General features: G+C 59.3%; 16 protein-coding genes and 2 tRNA genes. 12 read left to right on the top strand and 6 right to left on the bottom strand.

The genetic code is table 11. From position 1 onward, the window contains the following. Window positions 1-180 precede the first annotated feature (180 nt). The 4 genes from ACR0E2_RS14465 (at window position 181) to ACR0E2_RS14450 (ending at window position 4,415) form a co-directional block, all read left to right on the top strand. A tRNA-Met gene (locus ACR0E2_RS14465) sits at window positions 181-257 on the top strand. 399 nt (window positions 258-656) lie between these two features. Then, window positions 657-746, top strand: a tRNA-Ser gene (locus ACR0E2_RS14460). A 293-nt stretch (window positions 747-1,039) separates the two neighbouring features. Continuing rightward, entirely contained in the window at window positions 1,040-3,022 is a 1,983-nt protein-coding gene (locus ACR0E2_RS14455) for a phosphatase PAP2 family protein (protein ID WP_480446867.1), read from the top strand. Window positions 3,023-3,167: 145 nt separating this feature from the next. After that, the gene (locus tag ACR0E2_RS14450) at window positions 3,168-4,415 is read left to right on the top strand and encodes a hypothetical protein (RefSeq protein ID WP_480446866.1); all 1,248 of its coding nucleotides are present in this window, start codon (window positions 3,168-3,170) and stop codon (window positions 4,413-4,415) included. A 7-nt stretch (window positions 4,416-4,422) separates the two neighbouring features. On the opposite strand, the gene ACR0E2_RS14445 is transcribed toward ACR0E2_RS14450, so the two are convergent. Next, entirely contained in the window at window positions 4,423-5,364 is a 942-nt protein-coding gene (locus tag ACR0E2_RS14445) for a YcaO-like family protein (protein ID WP_480446865.1), read from the bottom strand. A gap of 68 nt (window positions 5,365-5,432) precedes the next feature. Between ACR0E2_RS14445 and ACR0E2_RS14440 the strand changes: the two genes are divergently transcribed. Beyond that, window positions 5,433-5,744: a hypothetical protein gene (locus ACR0E2_RS14440; protein WP_152456717.1), complete on the top strand. Its 312-nt coding sequence runs from the start codon at window positions 5,433-5,435 to the stop codon at window positions 5,742-5,744. A 32-nt stretch (window positions 5,745-5,776) separates the two neighbouring features. Next, window positions 5,777-7,396 (top strand): hypothetical protein, encoded by a 1,620-nt coding sequence (locus ACR0E2_RS14435; protein ID WP_480446864.1) that lies wholly within the window; start codon window positions 5,777-5,779, stop codon window positions 7,394-7,396. A 7-nt stretch (window positions 7,397-7,403) separates the two neighbouring features. Here ACR0E2_RS14435 and ACR0E2_RS14430 read toward each other — a convergent pair whose 3' ends face one another. From ACR0E2_RS14430 to ACR0E2_RS14410, 5 genes are read right to left on the bottom strand one after another with little or no spacing between them, the layout of a single operon-like run. Beyond that, window positions 7,404-7,787: a carboxymuconolactone decarboxylase family protein gene (locus ACR0E2_RS14430; RefSeq protein ID WP_171119799.1), complete on the bottom strand. Its 384-nt coding sequence runs from the start codon at window positions 7,785-7,787 to the stop codon at window positions 7,404-7,406. Window positions 7,788-7,804: 17 nt separating this feature from the next. Continuing rightward, window positions 7,805-8,551: a sulfotransferase-like domain-containing protein gene (locus ACR0E2_RS14425; RefSeq protein ID WP_480446863.1), complete on the bottom strand. Its 747-nt coding sequence runs from the start codon at window positions 8,549-8,551 to the stop codon at window positions 7,805-7,807. After that, window positions 8,548-9,384, bottom strand: coding sequence for an aspartate racemase/maleate isomerase family protein (locus ACR0E2_RS14420; protein ID WP_480446862.1), 837 nt, complete (start codon window positions 9,382-9,384; stop codon window positions 8,548-8,550). The genes ACR0E2_RS14425 and ACR0E2_RS14420 overlap by 4 nt, the downstream gene beginning before the upstream one ends. Before the next feature lie 19 nt (window positions 9,385-9,403). Next, window positions 9,404-10,492 carry an aromatic ring-hydroxylating oxygenase subunit alpha gene (locus ACR0E2_RS14415; RefSeq protein ID WP_480446861.1) on the bottom strand — a complete coding sequence of 363 codons (1,089 nt, stop codon included), beginning with the start codon at window positions 10,490-10,492 and terminating at the stop codon, window positions 9,404-9,406. Further along, entirely contained in the window at window positions 10,489-11,376 is an 888-nt protein-coding gene (locus ACR0E2_RS14410) for a MurR/RpiR family transcriptional regulator (protein WP_152456722.1), read from the bottom strand. Before ACR0E2_RS14410 ends, ACR0E2_RS14415 begins: the two co-directional genes overlap by 4 nt. A gap of 68 nt (window positions 11,377-11,444) precedes the next feature. Here ACR0E2_RS14410 and ACR0E2_RS14405 point away from each other — a divergent pair, with 68 nt between their 5' ends. The 6 genes from ACR0E2_RS14405 to ACR0E2_RS14380 are packed head-to-tail and all read left to right on the top strand — an operon-like array spanning window position 11,445 to window position 18,861. Further along, complete coding sequence (locus tag ACR0E2_RS14405; RefSeq protein ID WP_480446860.1) at window positions 11,445-13,898, top strand: FAD-dependent oxidoreductase; 2,454 nt, start codon at window positions 11,445-11,447, stop codon at window positions 13,896-13,898. Beyond that, the gene (locus ACR0E2_RS14400; protein ID WP_480446859.1) at window positions 13,898-14,980 is read left to right on the top strand and encodes an alcohol dehydrogenase family protein; all 1,083 of its coding nucleotides are present in this window, start codon (window positions 13,898-13,900) and stop codon (window positions 14,978-14,980) included. Before ACR0E2_RS14405 ends, ACR0E2_RS14400 begins: the two co-directional genes overlap by 1 nt. Next, window positions 14,977-15,555 carry a dimethylsulfonioproprionate lyase family protein gene (locus tag ACR0E2_RS14395; RefSeq protein ID WP_480446858.1) on the top strand — a complete coding sequence of 193 codons (579 nt, stop codon included), beginning with the start codon at window positions 14,977-14,979 and terminating at the stop codon, window positions 15,553-15,555. The genes ACR0E2_RS14400 and ACR0E2_RS14395 overlap by 4 nt, the downstream gene beginning before the upstream one ends. After that, a complete protein-coding gene (locus ACR0E2_RS14390) occupies window positions 15,552-16,658 on the top strand; it encodes a mandelate racemase/muconate lactonizing enzyme family protein (protein WP_480446856.1) in 1,107 nt (368 codons plus the stop codon). The genes ACR0E2_RS14395 and ACR0E2_RS14390 overlap by 4 nt, the downstream gene beginning before the upstream one ends. Continuing rightward, window positions 16,655-17,761, top strand: a complete 1,107-nt coding sequence (locus tag ACR0E2_RS14385; RefSeq protein WP_480446855.1) for a mandelate racemase/muconate lactonizing enzyme family protein — start codon at window positions 16,655-16,657, stop codon at window positions 17,759-17,761. Before ACR0E2_RS14390 ends, ACR0E2_RS14385 begins: the two co-directional genes overlap by 4 nt. Then, on the top strand, window positions 17,758-18,861 hold the full coding sequence (locus ACR0E2_RS14380) for a mandelate racemase/muconate lactonizing enzyme family protein (RefSeq protein WP_480446854.1): 1,104 nt from the start codon (window positions 17,758-17,760) through the stop codon (window positions 18,859-18,861). Before ACR0E2_RS14385 ends, ACR0E2_RS14380 begins: the two co-directional genes overlap by 4 nt. The last annotated feature ends 1 nt before the right edge of the window (window position 18,862 follow it).

Raw genomic sequence — 18,862 nt, 5'->3', positions numbered from 1 at the left:
AGCACTGCCGCGCCAATGGTACTTGGGCTTAAGCCCCGGGAGAGTAGGTCACCGCCAAACCTAGTAAAAGCCCACATCTCTCTAACACGATCAAAAAAACAATACCCGGCCTCAAATAGCGCAAGCGATAGGCCAACCAAAGACCTCAAGTAGCGTAAGCGCTAGGTCACAAAAAACTGTCGCGGGATGGAGCAGCCCGGTAGCTCGTCAGGCTCATAACCTGAAGGTCGCAGGTTCAAATCCTGCTCCCGCAACCAATAATTCCAGTCAGATATCAAATACTTAACCTAGCAACTCGCGGGGCTTTTTGTGTTGGGGTAATGTCCCTTAGCGAACAAGTGGGCATTTTCGAGGTTGGGCGTGGCAATGGGATCCAACTGTAACAAGAGAACTTCATCGCTTTCAGAAAATGATCTCATAATCGGCGCAACTATACAGAACGGGGAATCGATATGCCATGTCGCTTCGAACCTGAAGGTTTGGTGGCACCGCATTGAAAAAGGCTTCAGAAAAAATTCTCCAAATCTGGCCTATGATCCATCTAAGTTGGCGTCTTTTACCGTGATTTCAACGGGTTCAGCAATTTTGTCAGAGTGAGCCACAAAATGGAAATTTCGCCTTGTATTCCCGTTGCTTGCAAGGATATACCCGACGGCGGAGACGTGGCCGAGTGGTCGAAGGCGCTCCCCTGCTAAGGGAGTAAACCAGGAATGGTTTCGAGGGTTCGAATCCCTTCGTCTCCGCCATCCAACTTTCTTTATCTTTCTGTCCGGGGAGACTCAGCCCGAAGATGGCTGGACCCAGATATCCTGTTTTGCATTGGATTCTGCGATTTCTCGAAAGATCGGAAAGCGGCGGCGGGACTTGGTGTCCAGCGCGATCGAAGCCGTTTCTATCCCGAGTATTCCCAATCTCTTCAGAACAGGGCAAAAAGCCTGTCGGACTCTTCAGAACAGGGCAAAAAGCCTGTCGGAATGACCGGTCACGATCCAGTAACGGCGTCGTGCGAATCGTTGTCTTCGTCGATCGGGAGAGCAACATGCCGCAACATATCATTCCGTCTGAACCTTGGCAGGACCTGGAAAAGCCCAATCGTGGATTGAACCGGGATCAGTGTCATTCGAACACGCCGATTGGTGCCCGAGACAGGGCGGCCGATGAACATAACGGCGAAGCAGACCTGTTTGCCGGGACTTGGCCCACGAGCTTTTCCAAGGGCTTGCGGCATGACGAAAATGGCATTGTCGACGCGCAGGTTTATACCGAATTTCTGGAAGAAGTGGCTGACCCTACCTGCACCGACAATCAAGGAAACAGGCTGACGCTGTTTGACACGCCAGCCTATTCCGGGCCCTTCCGCACCGCGCCATCAGAGGGTGGTGAATTTAGATGGCGTGCGTGGGAAGGGCCAATCCTGGGTCACCGGTTGGGGTTCAATGGATTGGACGCCGGCGGTTTGGGTATCGCGCCGGCGCCCAGGCTTGGGTCAGATGAATTGGCGGCAGAAATGGCCGAACTCTATGCGATGGCCTGTCTGCGAGATGTGTCCTTCGAAACCATTCGGGATGGTGCCGAGGGAACCGACAAGGTGCTTGGCGCCCTTGGCCGGTTGGAGTGGTTCCGCAAAGACGGTTTCCCAAAGGATGCCAGCGGCGCCGAGATCGGGAAAGTACCGGCGGCGCGCCGGGTCCGAGATGGCGAAGGTCTGTCTTCGCGAACTTTGTTCCGCGGCTCGAGCCAAGGCTGTTCGGACGGGCCTTACGTGTCGCAGTTCCTTTTGCAGGGGTACGACTCCCTGACCTCAGACGCGGCGCATGTGCAAGGGCGGTGGTTGGCAAATACAACTGCGCCTAGGGCAATGCCGTTTGGTTCGTTTCGGGTTGACCAAAGAGTTGCACCACAGGCCGTTGGCGTGGACTATTTGCGGGACTGGGCCGAGTGGCTGGACGTTCAGAACGGGGCGGACGCGACCGGCGAACAAGCCTTTGAGGCCTGTGGCCCGAAGTTTATTGAAACACCTCGCGACCTTGCTACCTACGTGCATTTCGACTCGATCTATCAGGCTTTTTCCAATGCCTGCCTGTTGATGTTGGGCCGAGGTATTCAAGCAGATGACGGTCTGCCCGAAGTCTGGAATTCCCGTGCGGAGGATGGCGGGGTCGATTGGGGCGGATCTCACGCGCTGTCGATGCTGGCAGAAACCGCGACCAGGGCAATGCGGGCCGTGCGACGCCAGACCTTTCAGGTGCACAACCGCGCCCGCCCTGAAAAGCTGGGCAGCGTTGCAACCTTGGTGGCGAATGGTCATGGCGCGGTGCTTGGGGCAGCGGAACCGTTTGCCACAGCCCATCTTGAGAAATTGGAAAGCGCCGCCTGCGAAGATTTCAGTCTTGTGGAAGCCATATCCGCCGCGCCGGCCACTAAGCGGTTCGCCCACAACGCGGTTTCTCATAAGGGGCTGCCACAAATCGATCGCAACCTGCTGTTGCCTGTTGCTTATCCCGAGGGCTCGCCAATGCAGCCGTCCTACGGGGCGGCGCATGGCGCAGTTGCCGGGGCGTGCGCGACGCTGCTCAAGGCGTTCTTCAGAACACATGCGCTGGACGGGTCCCGGGTAACTTTGGCAGAGGCGGGTATGGAGCGCGTCTTTGTTCCGGCTCCGGGTGGCAGGACACTGGTTGAGTCCGTGCGGCCAGAGGACAGCGCAGCGAAGCTTACGCTGAATGGCGAGCTGAACAAGTTGGCTGCGAATATCGCGATCGGGCGCAATTTTGCAGGGGTACATTTCTACAGCGACTATTTCGACAGTATCCGAATGGGTGAACGCGTTGCAGTGGGCATTCTGGCCGAACAGATGGCGAATTTCCGGGGGGCCGCGAAAATGTCGCTTGAAACATTTGATGGAGATCGCCTCAACATCGTTGGCGGTCGTTCTTGCGGTAGCGAAATCCACATTGTGAACAGTACGCCCGAATTGTGGTGGACCCGTCATTTGCCTGAACAGGCGGGGTGGGCAGGATGAATGTATCAGACCCCATGACAGGTCGGTCTACATGATGCTTCCTTGTGCGTCACCGGTGGCGATCGCCCCGTCGGAATTGAAAACCTACGGGCATCGACCTCTGACTTTCCATTCTAGTGTCTCTGAAGCCCAACGGTGTTCTTTGATGTCTGTATTCCGATCGCCGGGACTTGCTGATCAAGGCGTGAACGAAGCCACCCGGTCAGCGTGGAATTCAAGCATTCAGAACATATTCGACGTGCAGGGCGTCAGCCCGTTTCTGGTTATGGATCCGCGTGACATCGAGGCGGGCCAACCTTCGAATGGGTTCAGATGGCGCGCCGATCCCCGGGAACCGCGGGACTGTCTGGGCGATGAGCTGGCGGCGCGCGTGTGTGACCAAGGCTGGTCCGGCAGGGTTGAGCTGCACAATGAATATCTTGAATACACGTTGGTAATGCGACCCGATGCCGGTGGCAGGCTGCGCCCGAAGCGATTTGTGGCCACTACCGAGTTTGTGGAGTGGTGGCAGTTCATGGCGGTGTTCGATCTCGATCACTTCCTGTCGGTGGTCGCATCGGTGACCGGGCGCTTCTACTCCTGCAAGGATCTGTTTGAAGTCTCACGGTCGGTATGGATGTCGATGGATGTGTCCGAGCGCGCGGCCCGCTTTCACAAAAGGCTGGTGGGTAGGGATCACGCGCATCCGCCGGAACATCCGTTGAATATCCAGCATGCCCTGTTTCTGGCCAAGGGCACGAACCGATTGACCGGTCTGATCCAGACCATACATTTTTCTTCCTTCCCGTATCTCGTGAAGGACGGCGAGAGCAACCGGCGCGCCCGGCTTGAAGAAGTTCTTGATTTCGCGAACCGGCGGGATCTGTACTGCGGGCATGCAGGGATGCGCCTGGTGAGCGATACGCTTGAACTGGCCGCGGGGAACTGTGGCAAGTCACCTTCGGGTCGGGCGATGGCATTCTCTGATCCGCTTGGGCTGTATATTCAGGCATTCCATGCATCCCAACTGATTGTGGGTGCGGGCAGGGTGCCTCGGGGCTGGGTCCGGTTCAGGCGCGGTGCGCCGGGAATGCACATGCGCCTTGAATTCGGGCCTGCCGACGACGATCCCCGGTTTCTGGATGATATCACGCTGGGAACAGGCCCTTCGGCGCTCCCTGTCTCGGGCTATGCTCTGGCCAGCTTGATCGAGGTCGGACCGATGATCACAGTTGCCGCCAGGCCGCGCGTGATCACCCGTGTCGAATTTGTTGAAATTCCGCATGCTGATCCGGGGCGGGTTGTCCGCAGCCTGCCCGAGACCGAACGTTGCAGGCAGCTTTTGGAATTCGCGGACCGTTGCAAGGCAGAGACCAACGGCGACACGACAGGCTTTCGCAGACACGGATCCTGACCGGTGCTCAAACTGCTACGGCTTTGACCACCGGCAGGGGAATTTCAGGTGCGGTCATGTCAAAAACCGCAACCGGACGACCGAGGGCGCGACTTGCCGCTGTCAATACCGTCGTCAGCGATGGGTTCGGGCTGTCCCACGCCTGCACGTCGAACAACCGCGTCGGAGCAACAGGCCGGTCATTCTGCGCGCCGCGATAAAGCCGGAACAGACGGGCCTGTTCGGCATCCATGCTGTGATCCGTTACACCGTTGTGTTCAAGCATCACCATGTTGCGCCAGGACACCACCGCCTCGGATGCTGCGTGCCAGACGCCCTGCGCCAGATTTGCGGAAAGCGCCGATCCATAGGTCGGCCTGCCGCCATCCGCATCTGCGCAGACCGCGCGCAGCAGAAGGCCGGTGCCCGGAACTTCGAGGATGTGAAGGCTCAGCTGCCGCAGTTGGACGTGCAGCCACTGCGTCAAATCATGGGGCAGGACCGTGTCCGGCGCCAGGTGGTCAAACCCCTGCGATCCAAGAGCGTGTTCCAAACACTCCAGCGCCGCCCACAGCGCGGCGGCTTCATGTGTCGGGCCAGCCGCGGCACCTTTCGAAGTGACCTTTCCGTCACTGCCCGGAACACCCAGTGCAAGCGCGTCGTTTGGCATCACATGGGATGCGCCATCCGACGCAATCAGGCTTTCGCGGGTTTGTGGTGCTTCGGCACTGTATTGCAAGGCATAGCGTTCAATCGCCTCGAACCCGGCCAGCCGCGCCGCCTCTTTTGGTGTGCGGCCGGTGCCGAAAGACACGCGATGGTCCATCCCGCCCTTGGGGGGCAGAGCTCCGTCGCGCAGCTCGATCAAACGAAAAGCCGCGTGGATCGGCGCATCTTTGGGGAATTCGGCAAACGAGGGTTTGGAAATTAGCCGAGCAGTTTCAGCGCGTTCTATCAACGTGTCGGTCATTTTCATTTCCGGATAAGCATATAACGGGGTATACAAGTGGGCATTGTTGTTTGAGAAGGAGATTTTACATGGCTCGTTTGGCAATCAACCCGAATTATTCGTTGAAAGACTTGGGGTGCGAAGTTCTGAATGCCGCGCGCGGCCGTGCGCTGGGGTCGCAAGATGATCAGGACGCGGCGGAACGCAAAATTCAAGAAATCCTTGCGGACAGTGGTAATCCAGAGGTCAGGTTTGTCTATGACACCAAGGATCTGGTTCATATCGTTGTTCCGGACCTGAGTGACAAAAAGCCGGATCCGAACCCCGATCACGAGTCATGGTGCTGCAAACTGGCCTATGAAGCGATGGGCGGTATCGTCATATTTGGATGCAGCGGTTAACGACAACCCCCGAACGTTTTTGAGGGCCGTTAGTGACTGAGGCAAAAACCAAGGTTTTTTTGACCGGACCGTTTCAGATTATCCGTGACGACGGTCAGGATGTGACGCCTCGGGGCACCAAAGCGAAAGCTCTTCTTGCTTTGGTGCTTCTGTCGAAAAACGCGATACGTAGCAGGGCTTGGTTGCAGGACAAGCTCTGGAGCGAGAGTTCGCCCGCACAAGGCGCGGCGTCGCTGCGCAAAGAGCTGAGTGTTCTCAGCAAGCACTTTTCCAAGCACAGACTTGATATTCTTGAAATCACCCGTGAAACGGTGTCGGTCAATCTGGCAGCAGTCGAGGTTGATCTGTTTGACGAGCAGCTCAGTTCCGATCGGGCTGAATTGCTGGAAGGATTGGACGTTGCCGACCCCGAGTTCGAGGCATGGCTGACGGTTGAACGGCAGGCCTATTGGGACATCGATACAGACTCAGACGGGCCGGTTCTGGCGGGCCGCGGTTTGCCGGTGCATTGGGGGCGTTTGCGTCCAGCGGTTGTGGTTGAGCCGTTTGAAGTTGTTGGGGAAACGCCGGATATCAGCATCGCTGCTTCCTCCATACGAGACGAACTTATGTTTCTTCTGGGCACAATGTCCGACGTGATCGAACTGCGTGACGCGCGCAGGCAGGAAGGCCCGGTTGAAGGTTATGTTCTCAGCGGCAGCGTGGTTGGCGCGGAAGGCCTGCGGGTGGCTGCTCAATTGACGTCAACCGCGGATCAGGTGTGCCTTTGGACACAGCGGTTCCGCTTTCGTGCGAAGGAAACATTCGACGCGGTCGAAGAAATCGCCATGAAGGTCGTCGAAGCGCTCCAACTGCGATTGCGTGACGGGTATTGGTCGGAAATCTGGTCCGGTCGTGCCACTTCGACCGAGGCCTGGTCTGCATTCCAGAAAGCGCGCATATTGGAAAGCCAGGCAACGGAAGACGGGTTGCAGGATGCCATCCGTCAATACCGCGCCTGTCTCGAGTTTGACCCCGGATACCTGCCGGCCCGTGTGGCGATCGGTTTTTGTCATTTGGACATGATCCGCCTGGGCATGGATGCAAACCCGGCCGAGACGCTGGCAATGGTAGAGGCCGAATGCAAAAAGCTGCGCAGCCTGAACCCAACGGACCCGTATTGCTCGGCCCTCCATGCCTTTACCCACAGTGTTGCCGGCAACACGTCAGAGGCTTGCAGCTTGATGCTTGCGGTCGTGGAACGTTTCAGCGGAAGCCCGGAATTGTTGGGATATTACGGCATCCTGTTGGTGTATGATGACCGGGCCGAAGAAGGCGTTTCGGTCTGCAAGAAAGCGTTGGCGTTGACGCCGCATCCGCCCATTTGGATCGAAGCAAATCTGGCAATCGCAATGATGATGACCGGGGACAAGGCCGCGTGGCAGCATGCCCATAACGTGCTGCGGGTCGACCCCGGACGCGTTCGTCCCAGGGTCGTGCTGTGCATGCTGTCCGCCGCCGCCGGGAACCATTCCCTGGCGCGCCGACATGCCCGGCAGATTCTGGAATTGCAGCCGGGCTTTTCGGCCGAACGCTGGGCCTGGCCCGGCTGTTTCAAGAACAGGCAACACTACGAGAAAGGCGTGCGGCTGTTGTCGGCGGCTGGTCTGTGACGGGTCGTCAGGTTTCTTCCAGCACCTTGCGGGCCACGCGAAAACACTCCAGCGCCTGAGGAACACCGCAATAAATCCCGACCACGTGGATGATGGCGCGGATTTCATCCTTTGAAACCCCGTTGTTGATCGCGCCCCGGCAGTGGATTTCCCATTCATGCATCTTGCCCAGCGCACCGATCATCGACAGGTTCATCATCGACCGGGTCTTGGCATCGATCACGTCGTCGCCCCACCCAAACCCCCAGCACCAGGCCGTCATGGCTTCTTGAAACGGGCGGGTGAAGTCGTCGGCGGCAGCAAGGTTTTTTTCCACATACTCTGCGCCCAGCGTGTTCTTCCTTTGCTCGAGCCCTTTCAGAAACAGGTCTTCGTCGAAAATGTCGGCCATTGCGGGTCTCCGGTGTGTCAGTGTGTCAGGCGGTGTCTGTAAAGGTGATCGTAATGCGGTTTCATCCTGCGGTGCACCTGTTTCACACGGTCTGGCGCGTCCGCGATGTCGATATGCGTGCGGGGCTGCGGGGCAAGCCCGGTCGATTTCGCCAGATTGCCATGGAACGACCCGCCGTCCCACCAACTGAGGGCGGACGGATCACCGCCCGGTTCCCATGTCAGCGCCTCTTGGATGAATGGGATTCCCACCGCGTCACAGAAGGCCCGGGTCATGCCGTGTGGGTCTTCCAGCAGGTCATCGCTGTCAATGACCGGCGGCGGCGTTCCGTTCAACGCCGTCAACAGATCGAACAGCGCGCGCTGTTCGGGAAAGCCAACCTCGCCTTCGGCAAAGTCCGGCCATTGCTTGTACATCGAAGTGATGGTCTTGGCCGGGTCCCGGATCAGGAAGGCGTGGGTGAAATACGACAGAAACTCGGCATCCCACATGTGGTTGATGTAATGCGGAAAATCCTTGAGGAAGACCGGCCCCCGTTTCGCCCGCTGCTGAATGTCCAGCCACACGCTGTCCAGTGTCAGGCCCGGCGTTGTCACATCACCCGATTGGAACCGATGCCAAAGCGGGTCTTCACCCTGATACCACGCCTCGCCGAAGGGCTCGTGCAGGCAGTCGAGATCACCGCGTTGCCGCATCATCCACTCGAATGCGGTTGACGTGGATCTGGGCACGGCCCAGAGCGCGAGGATTTTGTGCATGGTCATGGCCTCTCGAATAACTCAAGACGTTTCAGCAATTGCCCGTGCGGTTTGTCGGGTGCGATACCGAGGGATTTGAAGATGCGCCAGTAAAGCGCGATGTCGTGGCCGATCACCGGTTTGCCCAGCGCGTCTTCTAGCGTATCGGCCAGATGCAGCGGGCGCTGGGGCAAGCCTCCGGGTCCGGTGCGGAAATTGCAAATGCCATTGATCAGGATCGCTTCGGCCTGAGGTGCCTTGTCGGCCACATATTCAAAGCTTTTCAGCGCCAGATCGCCGTCAAAGACCCAGCGACAGGAATTGACTTCTTCCTGACTGTCGAACCAGCCCTGATCGTGGAAATTCCCGGCCCAGACCACATCAAACCCGGCTTCTTTCAAGAAACCGACCGTGCCCTGCCACCATTCCGGCCAATGATAGGCGGCGTTCAGGGCAACCTTTTCGACATTCAGGTCACGCAATGCCTCGACCATGGCATATCCTGCCATGTGAAAGCGGGTGCCATATTTGTCTGACAGGTCTTCGCAGTGTTGCCGAACGCCTTCCACCCCCAGCCCGCAGGCATGGACCCAGTTCGAACCGACCTGACCGCAGACATCCACACCGTTGCGGGACATGCAGTGCACGAAGTCTTCGAGCATGCCAAAGTTCTGTTTCCGCTGATCCAACCCGTGCACATAATCTGGCACATGCAGCATCCACCCGTGAACGCCCACCGTTTCGGGGCACATGCGCAGGAAATCCGAGGGCGCAGCGTCAAAATCGAACGGCGGGCAGGTGAACCCGACCTGATGGGGGAACAGTTTGTGTTCCGGGCGCCAGACTTCAGGCATCTGCATCAGCGTGCTACCTCGGCCACTAATCCACAGCCTCACGCATCCATTGCTGAAGCCGCGCGATGGAATGTTCCGACATCACCCCGCAGCCCGGATCCAGAACAAGCGGTCCGGGGCGATAGCCCCGCGACTTGAGCCCGCGATGAACGGATTCCACAAGGCGGATGTCTTCCTCGACCGTCGTTTCACGGTCCTGGACCGCCAGTTGGCGGATGACCGCACTGTCCGAGCCGCTCTCGGTGTACCAGCCGCGCCAGACGGTGCAGTGATCGGCATCAACCGCGCGCCAGTGATAGGTGTTCAGCACGTTGCCGGGGTAACACTGGAACGAGAACATCGGCCACAGGAACCACGATTGGTAATCGCCCGCGTGCGGTACCGACAGGTCGATGGGGTAGGTCATCTTGTCGAGGCTCTGGCATTCCGTCGTGTGACGCAGGACGTAGCCGCCGCCCGCGTCGGGCTGAATGTCATAGGTCTCGGGCTTGACCACACCTTCGGCAAAGGTCGGGTGGTTGGTCGGGCAGTGATAGCATTCCGAGTAGTTCTCGATACTGACCTTCCAGTTGCAGTTTTCGGGGATCTCGACCCATTCCAGCGGTTCCAGATCGTCGATATGCGGAACGAATGCGCGGATTTCCTCGCGCACACCGGGATACCATTCATCCATTGGCGCGGCGTCGTCATCGAGGTTGACGAAAATGAAACCGTTGAACACTTCGGTTCGGACCGAAGTCAGGCAAATGGCGCTGCGGTCGAACCCGGGGACGGATTTGATGTTGGGTCCGGCGCGCAACTGACCGGACAGCTCATAGGTCCAGGCGTGGTAGGGGCAGACGACGACACGCGTGTTGCCCGCGCCGGTGACCATTTCATGGGCACGGTGCTGGCAGACGTTATAGAAGGTGCGGATTTCGCCGTCGCGTCCGCGAATGCAGAACAGGTTCTGGCCGGCGATCTCAAACGCAAAGTAATCCCCCGTTTCCCGGACCTGCGCGACATGGCCCGCAAACTGCCACGTTCGGGCCAGAAGCCCCTGCATTTCCTGCTCGAAAATCGCAGGGTCGGTATAGTATCGCGCGTCCAGTGAGTGGGTCAGGGGTGCGTTCATTCGGGCTCCTCCGCGTAGAGGCCAAGTTGGTGTCTGCGTTGGTGAAACCGTTCCACCCGCTCGACGATCTCATCGCTGGACACGGCGATCACGAAGGACAGCAGAGTTTCCAGCAAGGCAATCGTCGAAACGGATGACGGAAAGAATTGCGGCGTGTCGGCGGCGACGACAAAACCGTGATGGGCATTCAGGATCACCGGGCTGGCCGGACTGTCGGAAATACCGATGACGGTCAGACCCTGTTGCCGTGCCAGCTTGATCGCCTCGATAACCTCGGTGCGATAAGGGTGGCAGGTGATCGCGATCAGCACGTCCTGTTCATCGGCCCAGGCCAGGTCATCCACCGGGGTCGAGCCGGGGCGGGGAATCGCATGGAACTGCTTCATCCCGGTTGACGCAAGATAGGTGAAATTGCGCGCGTTCGAGTTGTTGACGCCAACGCCCAGCGTGAAGATCTGGCGGCAGTTCCAGATATCCTCGGCAGCGGCCTTCAGAGTTGCGGCATCGATCCCGGCAAAGGTTTCTTCGATATTGCGGATCGCCGCACCCACCATATCGGCATAAAGCCCCCCCAGTTCCCCTGACTTGCCAATGTCCTGCAACCAGCGCGCGCGGTCTGGAAACGACACGTTGCCCCGTCGAATCGCTTCGCGGAAGGGGGCCCGAAAATCTTCATACCCTTCGAAGCCCACCTGCCGGGCCATGCGCACGAAAGTATTGGGTTTGACCTTGGCCGCCTCGGCAATCTCGCGCACGGTTGAAACCCCAACATCCGTTGGGTTTTCCAGCACGTACCGAGCGGCTTTCTGCGCCTCGGGGGTAAGGGCGTCCCACTCCTGGCTCAGGCGGTCCAGAACGATTGATGATACATTTGTGTCATTCATGATTGACGATGGTACATTTGTGGAATTAGCCTGTCGAGCAGAAACGCGACTCGGGAAGAGGAAAAATCATGTCCGAGAAGAATCTGCCGTCACACGCCCGCGTGGTCATCGTGGGCGGAGGTGTCATGGGGGTCGGTCTGGCCTATCATCTGGCGCATGAAGGGTGGGGCGCTGACACCGTCCTGCTGGAAAAGGCCGAGCTGACCAGCGGCAGCACCTGGCATGCAGCAGGGCAGATCACGCATTCGACGTCCAGCTTTGGGCTGGGGAAATGCGTGGATTACAATATTGGCCTGTACTCTGGTCAGTTGGAGGCCGAAACCGGTCAGCCGGTGACATGGCATGGCTGCGGTTCGTTCCGTCTGGCCTATACCGAGGATGAGATGGACTGGCTGCGCCACACCCTCTCGGTGGGCCGGTCGCTGGGGTTCAACATTGAACTGGTCGGGCCTGAAAAGGTGGCTGAGCTGCACCCGTTCTACAATCTCGAAGGTGTTCTGGGCGCGTTGCATACGCCGGATGACGGGCATGTGGACCCGACCAATGTGACCATGGCCATGGCCGCTGGAGCTCGGCAAAAAGGCGTTCGTATCTTTCGCAGCTGCCGCGCCACCAACATCATGCAGGCCGAGAATGGCGAATGGGTGGTTAAGACAGAACAAGGCACCATCACCTGCGAGCATGTGGTGAATGCAGGCGGCACCTATGCAAGGCAAATGGGCGAGTGGTCGGGGCTGCAACTGCCGATGACCTCGATGACGCACCATTACTTCGTGACCGAACCGGTGCCTGAATTCCAGAACCTGGACACCGAACTGCCGGTGATCCGTGATGACCGCAAGGTCTCGGGCTATATCCGGATGGAGCAGCAGCGCGGTCTGATCGGGATTTACGAAAAAGAGAACCCGAACTCGGTCTGGCATGATCACTGCCCATGGGAATACGAAAACTGGTTGTTCGACGCGGATTACGACCGGGTGATGCCGTGGCTTGAGGAAAGCCTGAACCGGATGCCGATCTTTGCCGAACTGGGCATTCAGCGCGACGTGCACGGGGCGATCTCGCACCCGCCGGATGGCAACCCTCTGATCGGACCAGCGCCGGGGGTTCGGAATTATTGGTGCTGCTGCGGGACGCAGATCGGCATCGGCTGGGGGCCGGGTCTGACCCGCGAACTGGCGCGGTGGATGGTGCATGGCGCGGCTGATATCTCGATGCGCGAATTCGATCCGCGCCGGTTCGGCAGCTATGCGACAAAGGATTGGCAGGTGATCAAGGCCGAGGAAGATTACTGCTTGCGCCATGAAATCCCCTTTCCGCATTTCAACCGTTTGGAGGGGCGACCCATCAAGCCGTCGCCGCTGTATGAACTGCTGAAATCCAAGGGTGCGGTGCATGAAGAGGTCTATGGTTTTGAGCGCCCCCGCTGGTTCGCGCGGGACGGTGTGGAGCAGCGCGACCACTATTCCTTCCGCCGCACCCCCGCTGACGACATGGTCGCGGCTGAGGTCAAAGCGGTGCGCGAAAGCGTCGGCATCATGGACGTCACCGCCTTCACCAAGGTCGAGGTTTCGGGGCCGGGGGCCTATGCCCTGCTTGACCGGTTGACCGCCAACCGGATGCCGCAAAAGGTAGGCTCGATCACGCTGACCCACATGCTGAACAGGCGTGGCCGGATCGAGTTGGAGACGACTATCGTGCGTATGGCCGAGGACCGCTTTTATCTGGTCTGCGCCGCATTCTTCGAACAGCGCTTGCTGGATCATCTGGCGCAGCAGCGCGCGGATGAGGATGTGCAGATCACCGCTCTGTCCTCTGACTGGTCTGCCCTGGCCCTGAACGGCCCCCGCTCGCGCGACGTGCTGGCGCGCTGCACCGATGCCGATCTGACCAATGCCGGGTTCCGCTGGCTTTCCGCGCAGGAAGTCACCATCGCGGGCCATAAAGTCTGGGCCTTCCGCATGTCCTATGCCGGAGAGCTGGGCTGGGAACTGCACATGCCGAACGCCGCATGCCTCGACGTCTACAACGCGCTTTGGGCGGCAGGTGAGGCGCATGGCATCACCGACTACGGCAGCTTTGCCATGAACGTGATGCGAATGGAGAAGGGCTTCAAAGGCGCGGGCGAGTTGACCAACGAGGTCACTCTGGCCGAGGCCGACGTGCTGCGTTTTGCGCGCACCGACAAGGATTATCTGGGCAAGGACAAGGCGCTCAACACCGATCTGCCCTGGATCTGTGCCTATCTTTCAATTGAACCGGATGGAGAGATTGATGGGCATGGCGGAGAGGCGGTGCTGCTGGACGGGCGCGTCGTCGGGTCCACGGCGTCGGTCGCTTATGGCCACACCGTCGGCAAGATTTTGGCCTTTGCATACCTCAAACCCGAAGCGGCCAAGGCCGGGACACAGCTGGAGGTCGTGATCCATGGCCAACCCCGTGCCGCCCGTGTTCTGGACAAACCTGCTTACGACCCCGACAGTTTGCTGCCCCGCAGTGACGCCATACTGGAGACCGCTTGATGAGCCTGCCCGATACGATGAGAGCCATGGTCACAATGGGCCATGGTGGTCTGGAACAGATGGTGATGCAGGAAGACTGGCCGCGCCCCGAACCCGCGGCCGGTGAAGTTCTGATCAGGGTCGCAGCCTGCGGCCTGAACAATACCGACGTCAATACGCGGTCCGGCTGGTATTCCAAGACCGTAACGGATGCGACCACCGGTGGCGCATTCGAGGAAGTCGGTGAAGAAGACCCGACATGGGGCGGCAACCCGATCACCTTCCCGCGCATTCAGGGCGCAGATGTCTGCGGCCGTATCGTTGCCGTTGGCGAGGGCGTGGACAGCGCTCGTCTAGGCGAGCGTGTCATCACGGATGGCTGGCTTAGAGATCCGGCTGATCCCGGCAACATGAACAAGACAGGGTACTTCGGTTCGGAACGCGATGGCGGGTTCGCCGAATATACTACGACTCTGGCGGTCAATGCGGTGCCGATCACTTCGGAACTGTCGGATGCCGAACTGGCCACATTCTCCTGTTCCTATTCTACCGCCGAAGGGATGCTGTCCCGTGCCAACGTGACAGAAAAAGACACCGTTCTTGTACCCGGTGCCTCTGGCGGGGTGGGTGGCGCTTTGGTTCAATTGGCCAAACGCCGTGGCGCGCGTGTGATTGCGATGGCATCCGAATCCAAACACGCCGACGTGGCCGATCTTGGCGCTGATGTGATATTGCCCCGCGCTCCTGAATATCTGCGGTCGGCGCTGGGCGACGATAAGATCACCGTGGTCGCCGATGTGGTAGGTGGCCCTTACTGGCCAAACCTGATCGACGTACTGGAGCGCGGCGGGCGCTACACCTGTTCGGGGGCCATTGCAGGTCCGATGGTCGAACTTGACCTTCGGACGTTCTATCTGCGCGATCTGACCTTCACCGGTTCGACCGTGATCGGACCCGAGGTCATGAAGAACCTCGTGGCATATATTGAAGCCGGCGAAATCAAGCCGGCTCTGGCCGCAACCTATCCTTTGGAGGAGTTGCGGGAAGCTCAAGCGGCGTTCATCGCCAAACAGCACACCGGCAATATCGTGGTGGTGCCATGACGCTGGATGATGTTCTCGAGGCGGCCCGCCAATTGCATCAGGCGCATCCTGACCTAGCCGCGTTTGCATCATGGCCGGACGATCTGACACCGACGGGTTTGCAGCCTGCTCACATTCCGGCGACCAATCTGGTTGGCGATTTTGGCCTTGATGGCGTGGCACCAACCCGTGATCTGGTCGCGGCGATCAAGGCCAGCGCGCATCTGGCGGAATGGAAACACACATATACCGAAGAGGAAGTCGGTGCGGATTTCCTGAATCGGTACGGGTATTACGAACTGTTCGGACCGACCGGGCATTTCCACTCGACCCAATTGCGCGGCTACGTGGGATATTGGGGCGCGGGTCTGGATTATGACTGGCATAGCCATCAGGCGGAAGAGCTGTATCTGACCCTTGCGGGCGGAGCGGTTTTTCGCAGCGACGAGGATGAAACATTCATCGGCCCGAACCAGACACGACAGCACAAAAGCTGGCAAAGCCACGCCATGATAACGACGGACCAACCGATCCTAACCTTTGTCCTGTGGCGAGGCGAAGGGATGGGCGACCTGCCCAGAATGGACGCCGCATGAAAATCACCCGCATCCGAATTTACCAGACCGGGCTTCCCTATGTCGGCGGTACCTATGCCTGGGGTGCGGGAAACGCAATTGAAACGGCCATCGCATCGGTGGTGGTAATCGACACTGACGCGGGTTTGCGGGGCTGCGGTGAGTTCACGCCCTGTGGCGAAAACTACATGGTGGCCCATTCCGAAGGTGTGGCTGCGCTGGCGCGTCTTGTCGCCGGCAAACTGCTGGGCGAGGATCCGCGTCAGGTGGGGCGGATCGAGCACCTGATGGACCATCTGGTACAGGGGCATGGCTATGCCAAGGCGCCGTTCGATGCGGCATGCTGGGATATCCTGGGTCAGGCGTGTGATCAGCCGGTCTGGATGCTGTTGGGCGGCAAGCTGACGGATGGCGCGCCAATGTACCGGGTCGCTCCGCAGAAAGCGGTCGAGGAAACCGTGGCCGAGATGGACCGGTACCGGGAACAGGGTTATCGGCAGTTTCAGATCAAAGTGGGCAGCGACTGGGCCAGTGACATTGACCGGATACGCACCACTGTACCGTTGCTGAAACCCAGCGAGAAAGCCATGGCCGATGCCAATCAGGGCTGGCGCGTGGACGATGCGATCCGCGTTGCACGCGAGACCCGGGATCTGGATTTCATTCTCGAACAACCTTGCCGCACGTATGAGGAATGCCAGCAAGTGCGCCGGATTGCCGAGCAGCCATTGAAGTTGGATGAATGCGTGACCGGGATCCATATGGCCCAGCGTATCGTCGCAGACCGGGGGGCAGAGATTTGTTGTCTCAAGATCTCGAACCTTGGCGGCATCAGCAAAGCCCGACGGGTACGGGATTACCTGATCGACAACCGCATCCCTGTGGTCAGCGAAGACACCTGGGGAGGAGAGATCACGTCTTCGGTTGTCGCCCATTTTGCGGCGTCGACCCCGCCTGAATACCTGCAGAACACCACGGATCTGATGAACTACAACACGCGATCTACGGGCGTCGGCGGTCCTGTCGTTAAAGACGGAAAACTTTATGCAACCAATACGCCGGGATTGGGTGTAACCCCCGATTTTGAAAGCCTCGGCGCACCGGTGGCGGAGTATGCTCTATGAAGATTGAAACCATTACCGTTTTTCAGGTCGATTTGCCGCTCGAGCATCCCTATTGGCTTTCCGGGGGGCGCCTGAAGTTCGAAACGCTTGATGCGACGCTGGTCAGGCTCGAAACCGATACCGGTCTGGTCGGCTGGGGCGAGGGCACGCCCTGGGGGCACACCTATGTACCTGCGCACGGGCCGGGCATCCGGGCCGGGATCGAAACGATGGCCCCTTTCATCCTGGGCCTTGATCCGCGTCGCGTGCTGGACGTGGAGCGGGCCATGGATCTTGCCTTGCCCGGGCATCTCTATGCCAAAAGCCCCATAGATATGGCCTGCTGGGATATTGCCGGTCAGGCGGCGGGCTTGCCGATTGCCGATCTGATGGGCGGCGGATCGCGGACACCGCGCCCGATTGCGTCCTCGGTCGGGGCAAAAACCGTCGAAGAAACACGCGAGGTCATGGAGCGGTATCGCAAGCGCGGCTATGTCGCGCATTCGGTGAAGATCGGCGGTGATGTCGAGCGGGACATTGCCCGTGTGCGGGATGTGGAAAGCATCCGGCAGCCCGGAGAGATTGTTCTTTATGATGTCAACCGTGGCTGGACGCGCCAGCAGGCCTTGCGGGTGATGAGCATCTGCGAAGACCTGAACGTGATGTTCGAGCAACCCTGCGAAACACTGGATGATATCGCGGCGATCTCGGGGCTTCATGCGTCTCCTGTGTCTGTGGACGAGTCCCTTGTGACCTTGCAGGATGCCGTCCGGATTGCCCGCGATGGTCTGGCCCAGATATTCGGGATCAAGCTGAATCGCGTGGGTGGTCTGACCAAGGCCGCGCGGATGCGCGATATCGCGCTGGCCCATGGGATAGACACGTTCGTGATGGCCACCGGCGGAACGGTTCTGGCCGATACCGAAGCGCTGCATCTGGCCGCTACGATCCCGGATGACCATTGCCACGCGGTTTGGGCCTGTCAGGACATGATCACGGTTGATGTTGCAGGTGGTCGAGGGCCCCGCAACGTCGATGGCCGTCTGCATCTGCCCGAAGCGCCGGGGCTGGGCGTGCATCCGGACGAAGCCGCATTGGGTGATCCAGTAGGAGAATATGCTTGAGAATTGACAAGATAACACTCTGGTCCGTCGATCTGACAAGCCATGAAACCTATCACATGGCCGGCGGCAAGACCTGCGCGACCGTGACGTCTCATATCCTGCGCCTTGAGACGGATACAGGTCTGACAGGTTGGGGCGAGGTCTGCCCGATCCCGCATTATCTGCCCGCCTATGCAAATGGAGTACCGGGGGCCATCGCTGAAATGGGTCCCGAGATTCTCGGGACTTCACCAATTGGGGTCGACGCACCGATGCGAAAGCTGGACGGGTTTCTGCAAGGCCACCGCTATGCGAAATCGATCGTCGACATTGCACTGTGGGATCTGTTCGGCCGCGCGGCGGGGGTGCCGGTTTACGCGTTGCTGGGCGGGCGGACACGGGCGGATATGCCGCTTTATCATTCGATCACATGCATCGCGCCGGATGAAATGGCGCGCATCGCCAAGGCAGCCTTCCAGACGGGCATTCGGCAATTCCAGGTGAAGCTGGGTGTCGAGGGTGATTGGCAAGCCGATGCCGAGCGGCTGATCAAAGTGCGCGAAGCCGTGGGAACCGGACCGCTCGTGTATGGCGACTGGAACTGCGGCGCATCGCGCCTTCAGGCAACGCGAACCGGGCGCGCGGTGGCACACCTGGATGTGATGCTGGAACAGCCCTGCAAAACACTGGAAGACTGCGCCGCTGTTCGTCAGTCGACGGGTCTGCCCATGAAGATCGACGAAAACGCCTTTGATCTTGCATCGCTGATGCGGGCGCATGAGTTGGGATGCATGGACGCGGTGGCGCTGAAACTGTCGAAGTTCGGCGGTCTTTCGGCAATGCGCCGCGCACGCGATCTGACCGTGCAGCTGGGTGCCGAGATTTGCGCGGAATGCACCTGGGGATCGGATATCGTAACGGCGGCCTCGCTGCATTTTGCGGCTTCGACCCCGCGTGGATCGCTGATGAACACTTGCGACTTGTCCTCTTACGTTGCTCCGCGCCTGTGTCCTGACGCACCAAACCGTGAAAACGGCCGGATTGCACCGCCCGAAGGCCCGGGTTTAGGTGTGACACCTGACCTCGAAATTCTTGGCGCCCCGATTTTGGAGATTGATTGAG

The sequence above is a fragment of the Ruegeria sp. A4 genome, from assembly GCF_056543025.1.
This window is presented reverse-complemented; position numbering and strand designations above follow the sequence as displayed.

Bases quoted from the DNA above. Each gene is read 5' to 3' on its own strand.
- ACR0E2_RS14415 (WP_480446861.1), bottom strand. From the start codon at position 10,492: ATGAACGCACCCCTGACCCACTCACTGGACGCGCGATACTATACCGAC.
- ACR0E2_RS14385 (WP_480446855.1), top strand. From the start codon at position 16,655: ATGAAGATTGAAACCATTACCGTTTTTCAGGTCGATTTGCCGCTCGAG.
- ACR0E2_RS14455 (WP_480446867.1), top strand. From the start codon at position 1,040: ATGCCGCAACATATCATTCCGTCTGAACCTTGGCAGGACCTGGAAAAG.
- ACR0E2_RS14425 (WP_480446863.1), bottom strand. From the start codon at position 8,551: ATGACCATGCACAAAATCCTCGCGCTCTGGGCCGTGCCCAGATCCACG.
- ACR0E2_RS14445 (WP_480446865.1), bottom strand. From the start codon at position 5,364: ATGACCGACACGTTGATAGAACGCGCTGAAACTGCTCGGCTAATTTCC.
- ACR0E2_RS14430 (WP_171119799.1), bottom strand. From the start codon at position 7,787: ATGGCCGACATTTTCGACGAAGACCTGTTTCTGAAAGGGCTCGAGCAA.
- ACR0E2_RS14390 (WP_480446856.1), top strand. From the start codon at position 15,552: ATGAAAATCACCCGCATCCGAATTTACCAGACCGGGCTTCCCTATGTC.
- ACR0E2_RS14395 (WP_480446858.1), top strand. From the start codon at position 14,977: ATGACGCTGGATGATGTTCTCGAGGCGGCCCGCCAATTGCATCAGGCG.
- ACR0E2_RS14410 (WP_152456722.1), bottom strand. From the start codon at position 11,376: ATGAATGACACAAATGTATCATCAATCGTTCTGGACCGCCTGAGCCAG.
- ACR0E2_RS14400 (WP_480446859.1), top strand. From the start codon at position 13,898: ATGAGCCTGCCCGATACGATGAGAGCCATGGTCACAATGGGCCATGGT.
- ACR0E2_RS14420 (WP_480446862.1), bottom strand. From the start codon at position 9,384: ATGCAGATGCCTGAAGTCTGGCGCCCGGAACACAAACTGTTCCCCCAT.
- ACR0E2_RS14440 (WP_152456717.1), top strand. From the start codon at position 5,433: ATGGCTCGTTTGGCAATCAACCCGAATTATTCGTTGAAAGACTTGGGG.
- ACR0E2_RS14450 (WP_480446866.1), top strand. From the start codon at position 3,168: ATGTCTGTATTCCGATCGCCGGGACTTGCTGATCAAGGCGTGAACGAA.
- ACR0E2_RS14405 (WP_480446860.1), top strand. From the start codon at position 11,445: ATGTCCGAGAAGAATCTGCCGTCACACGCCCGCGTGGTCATCGTGGGC.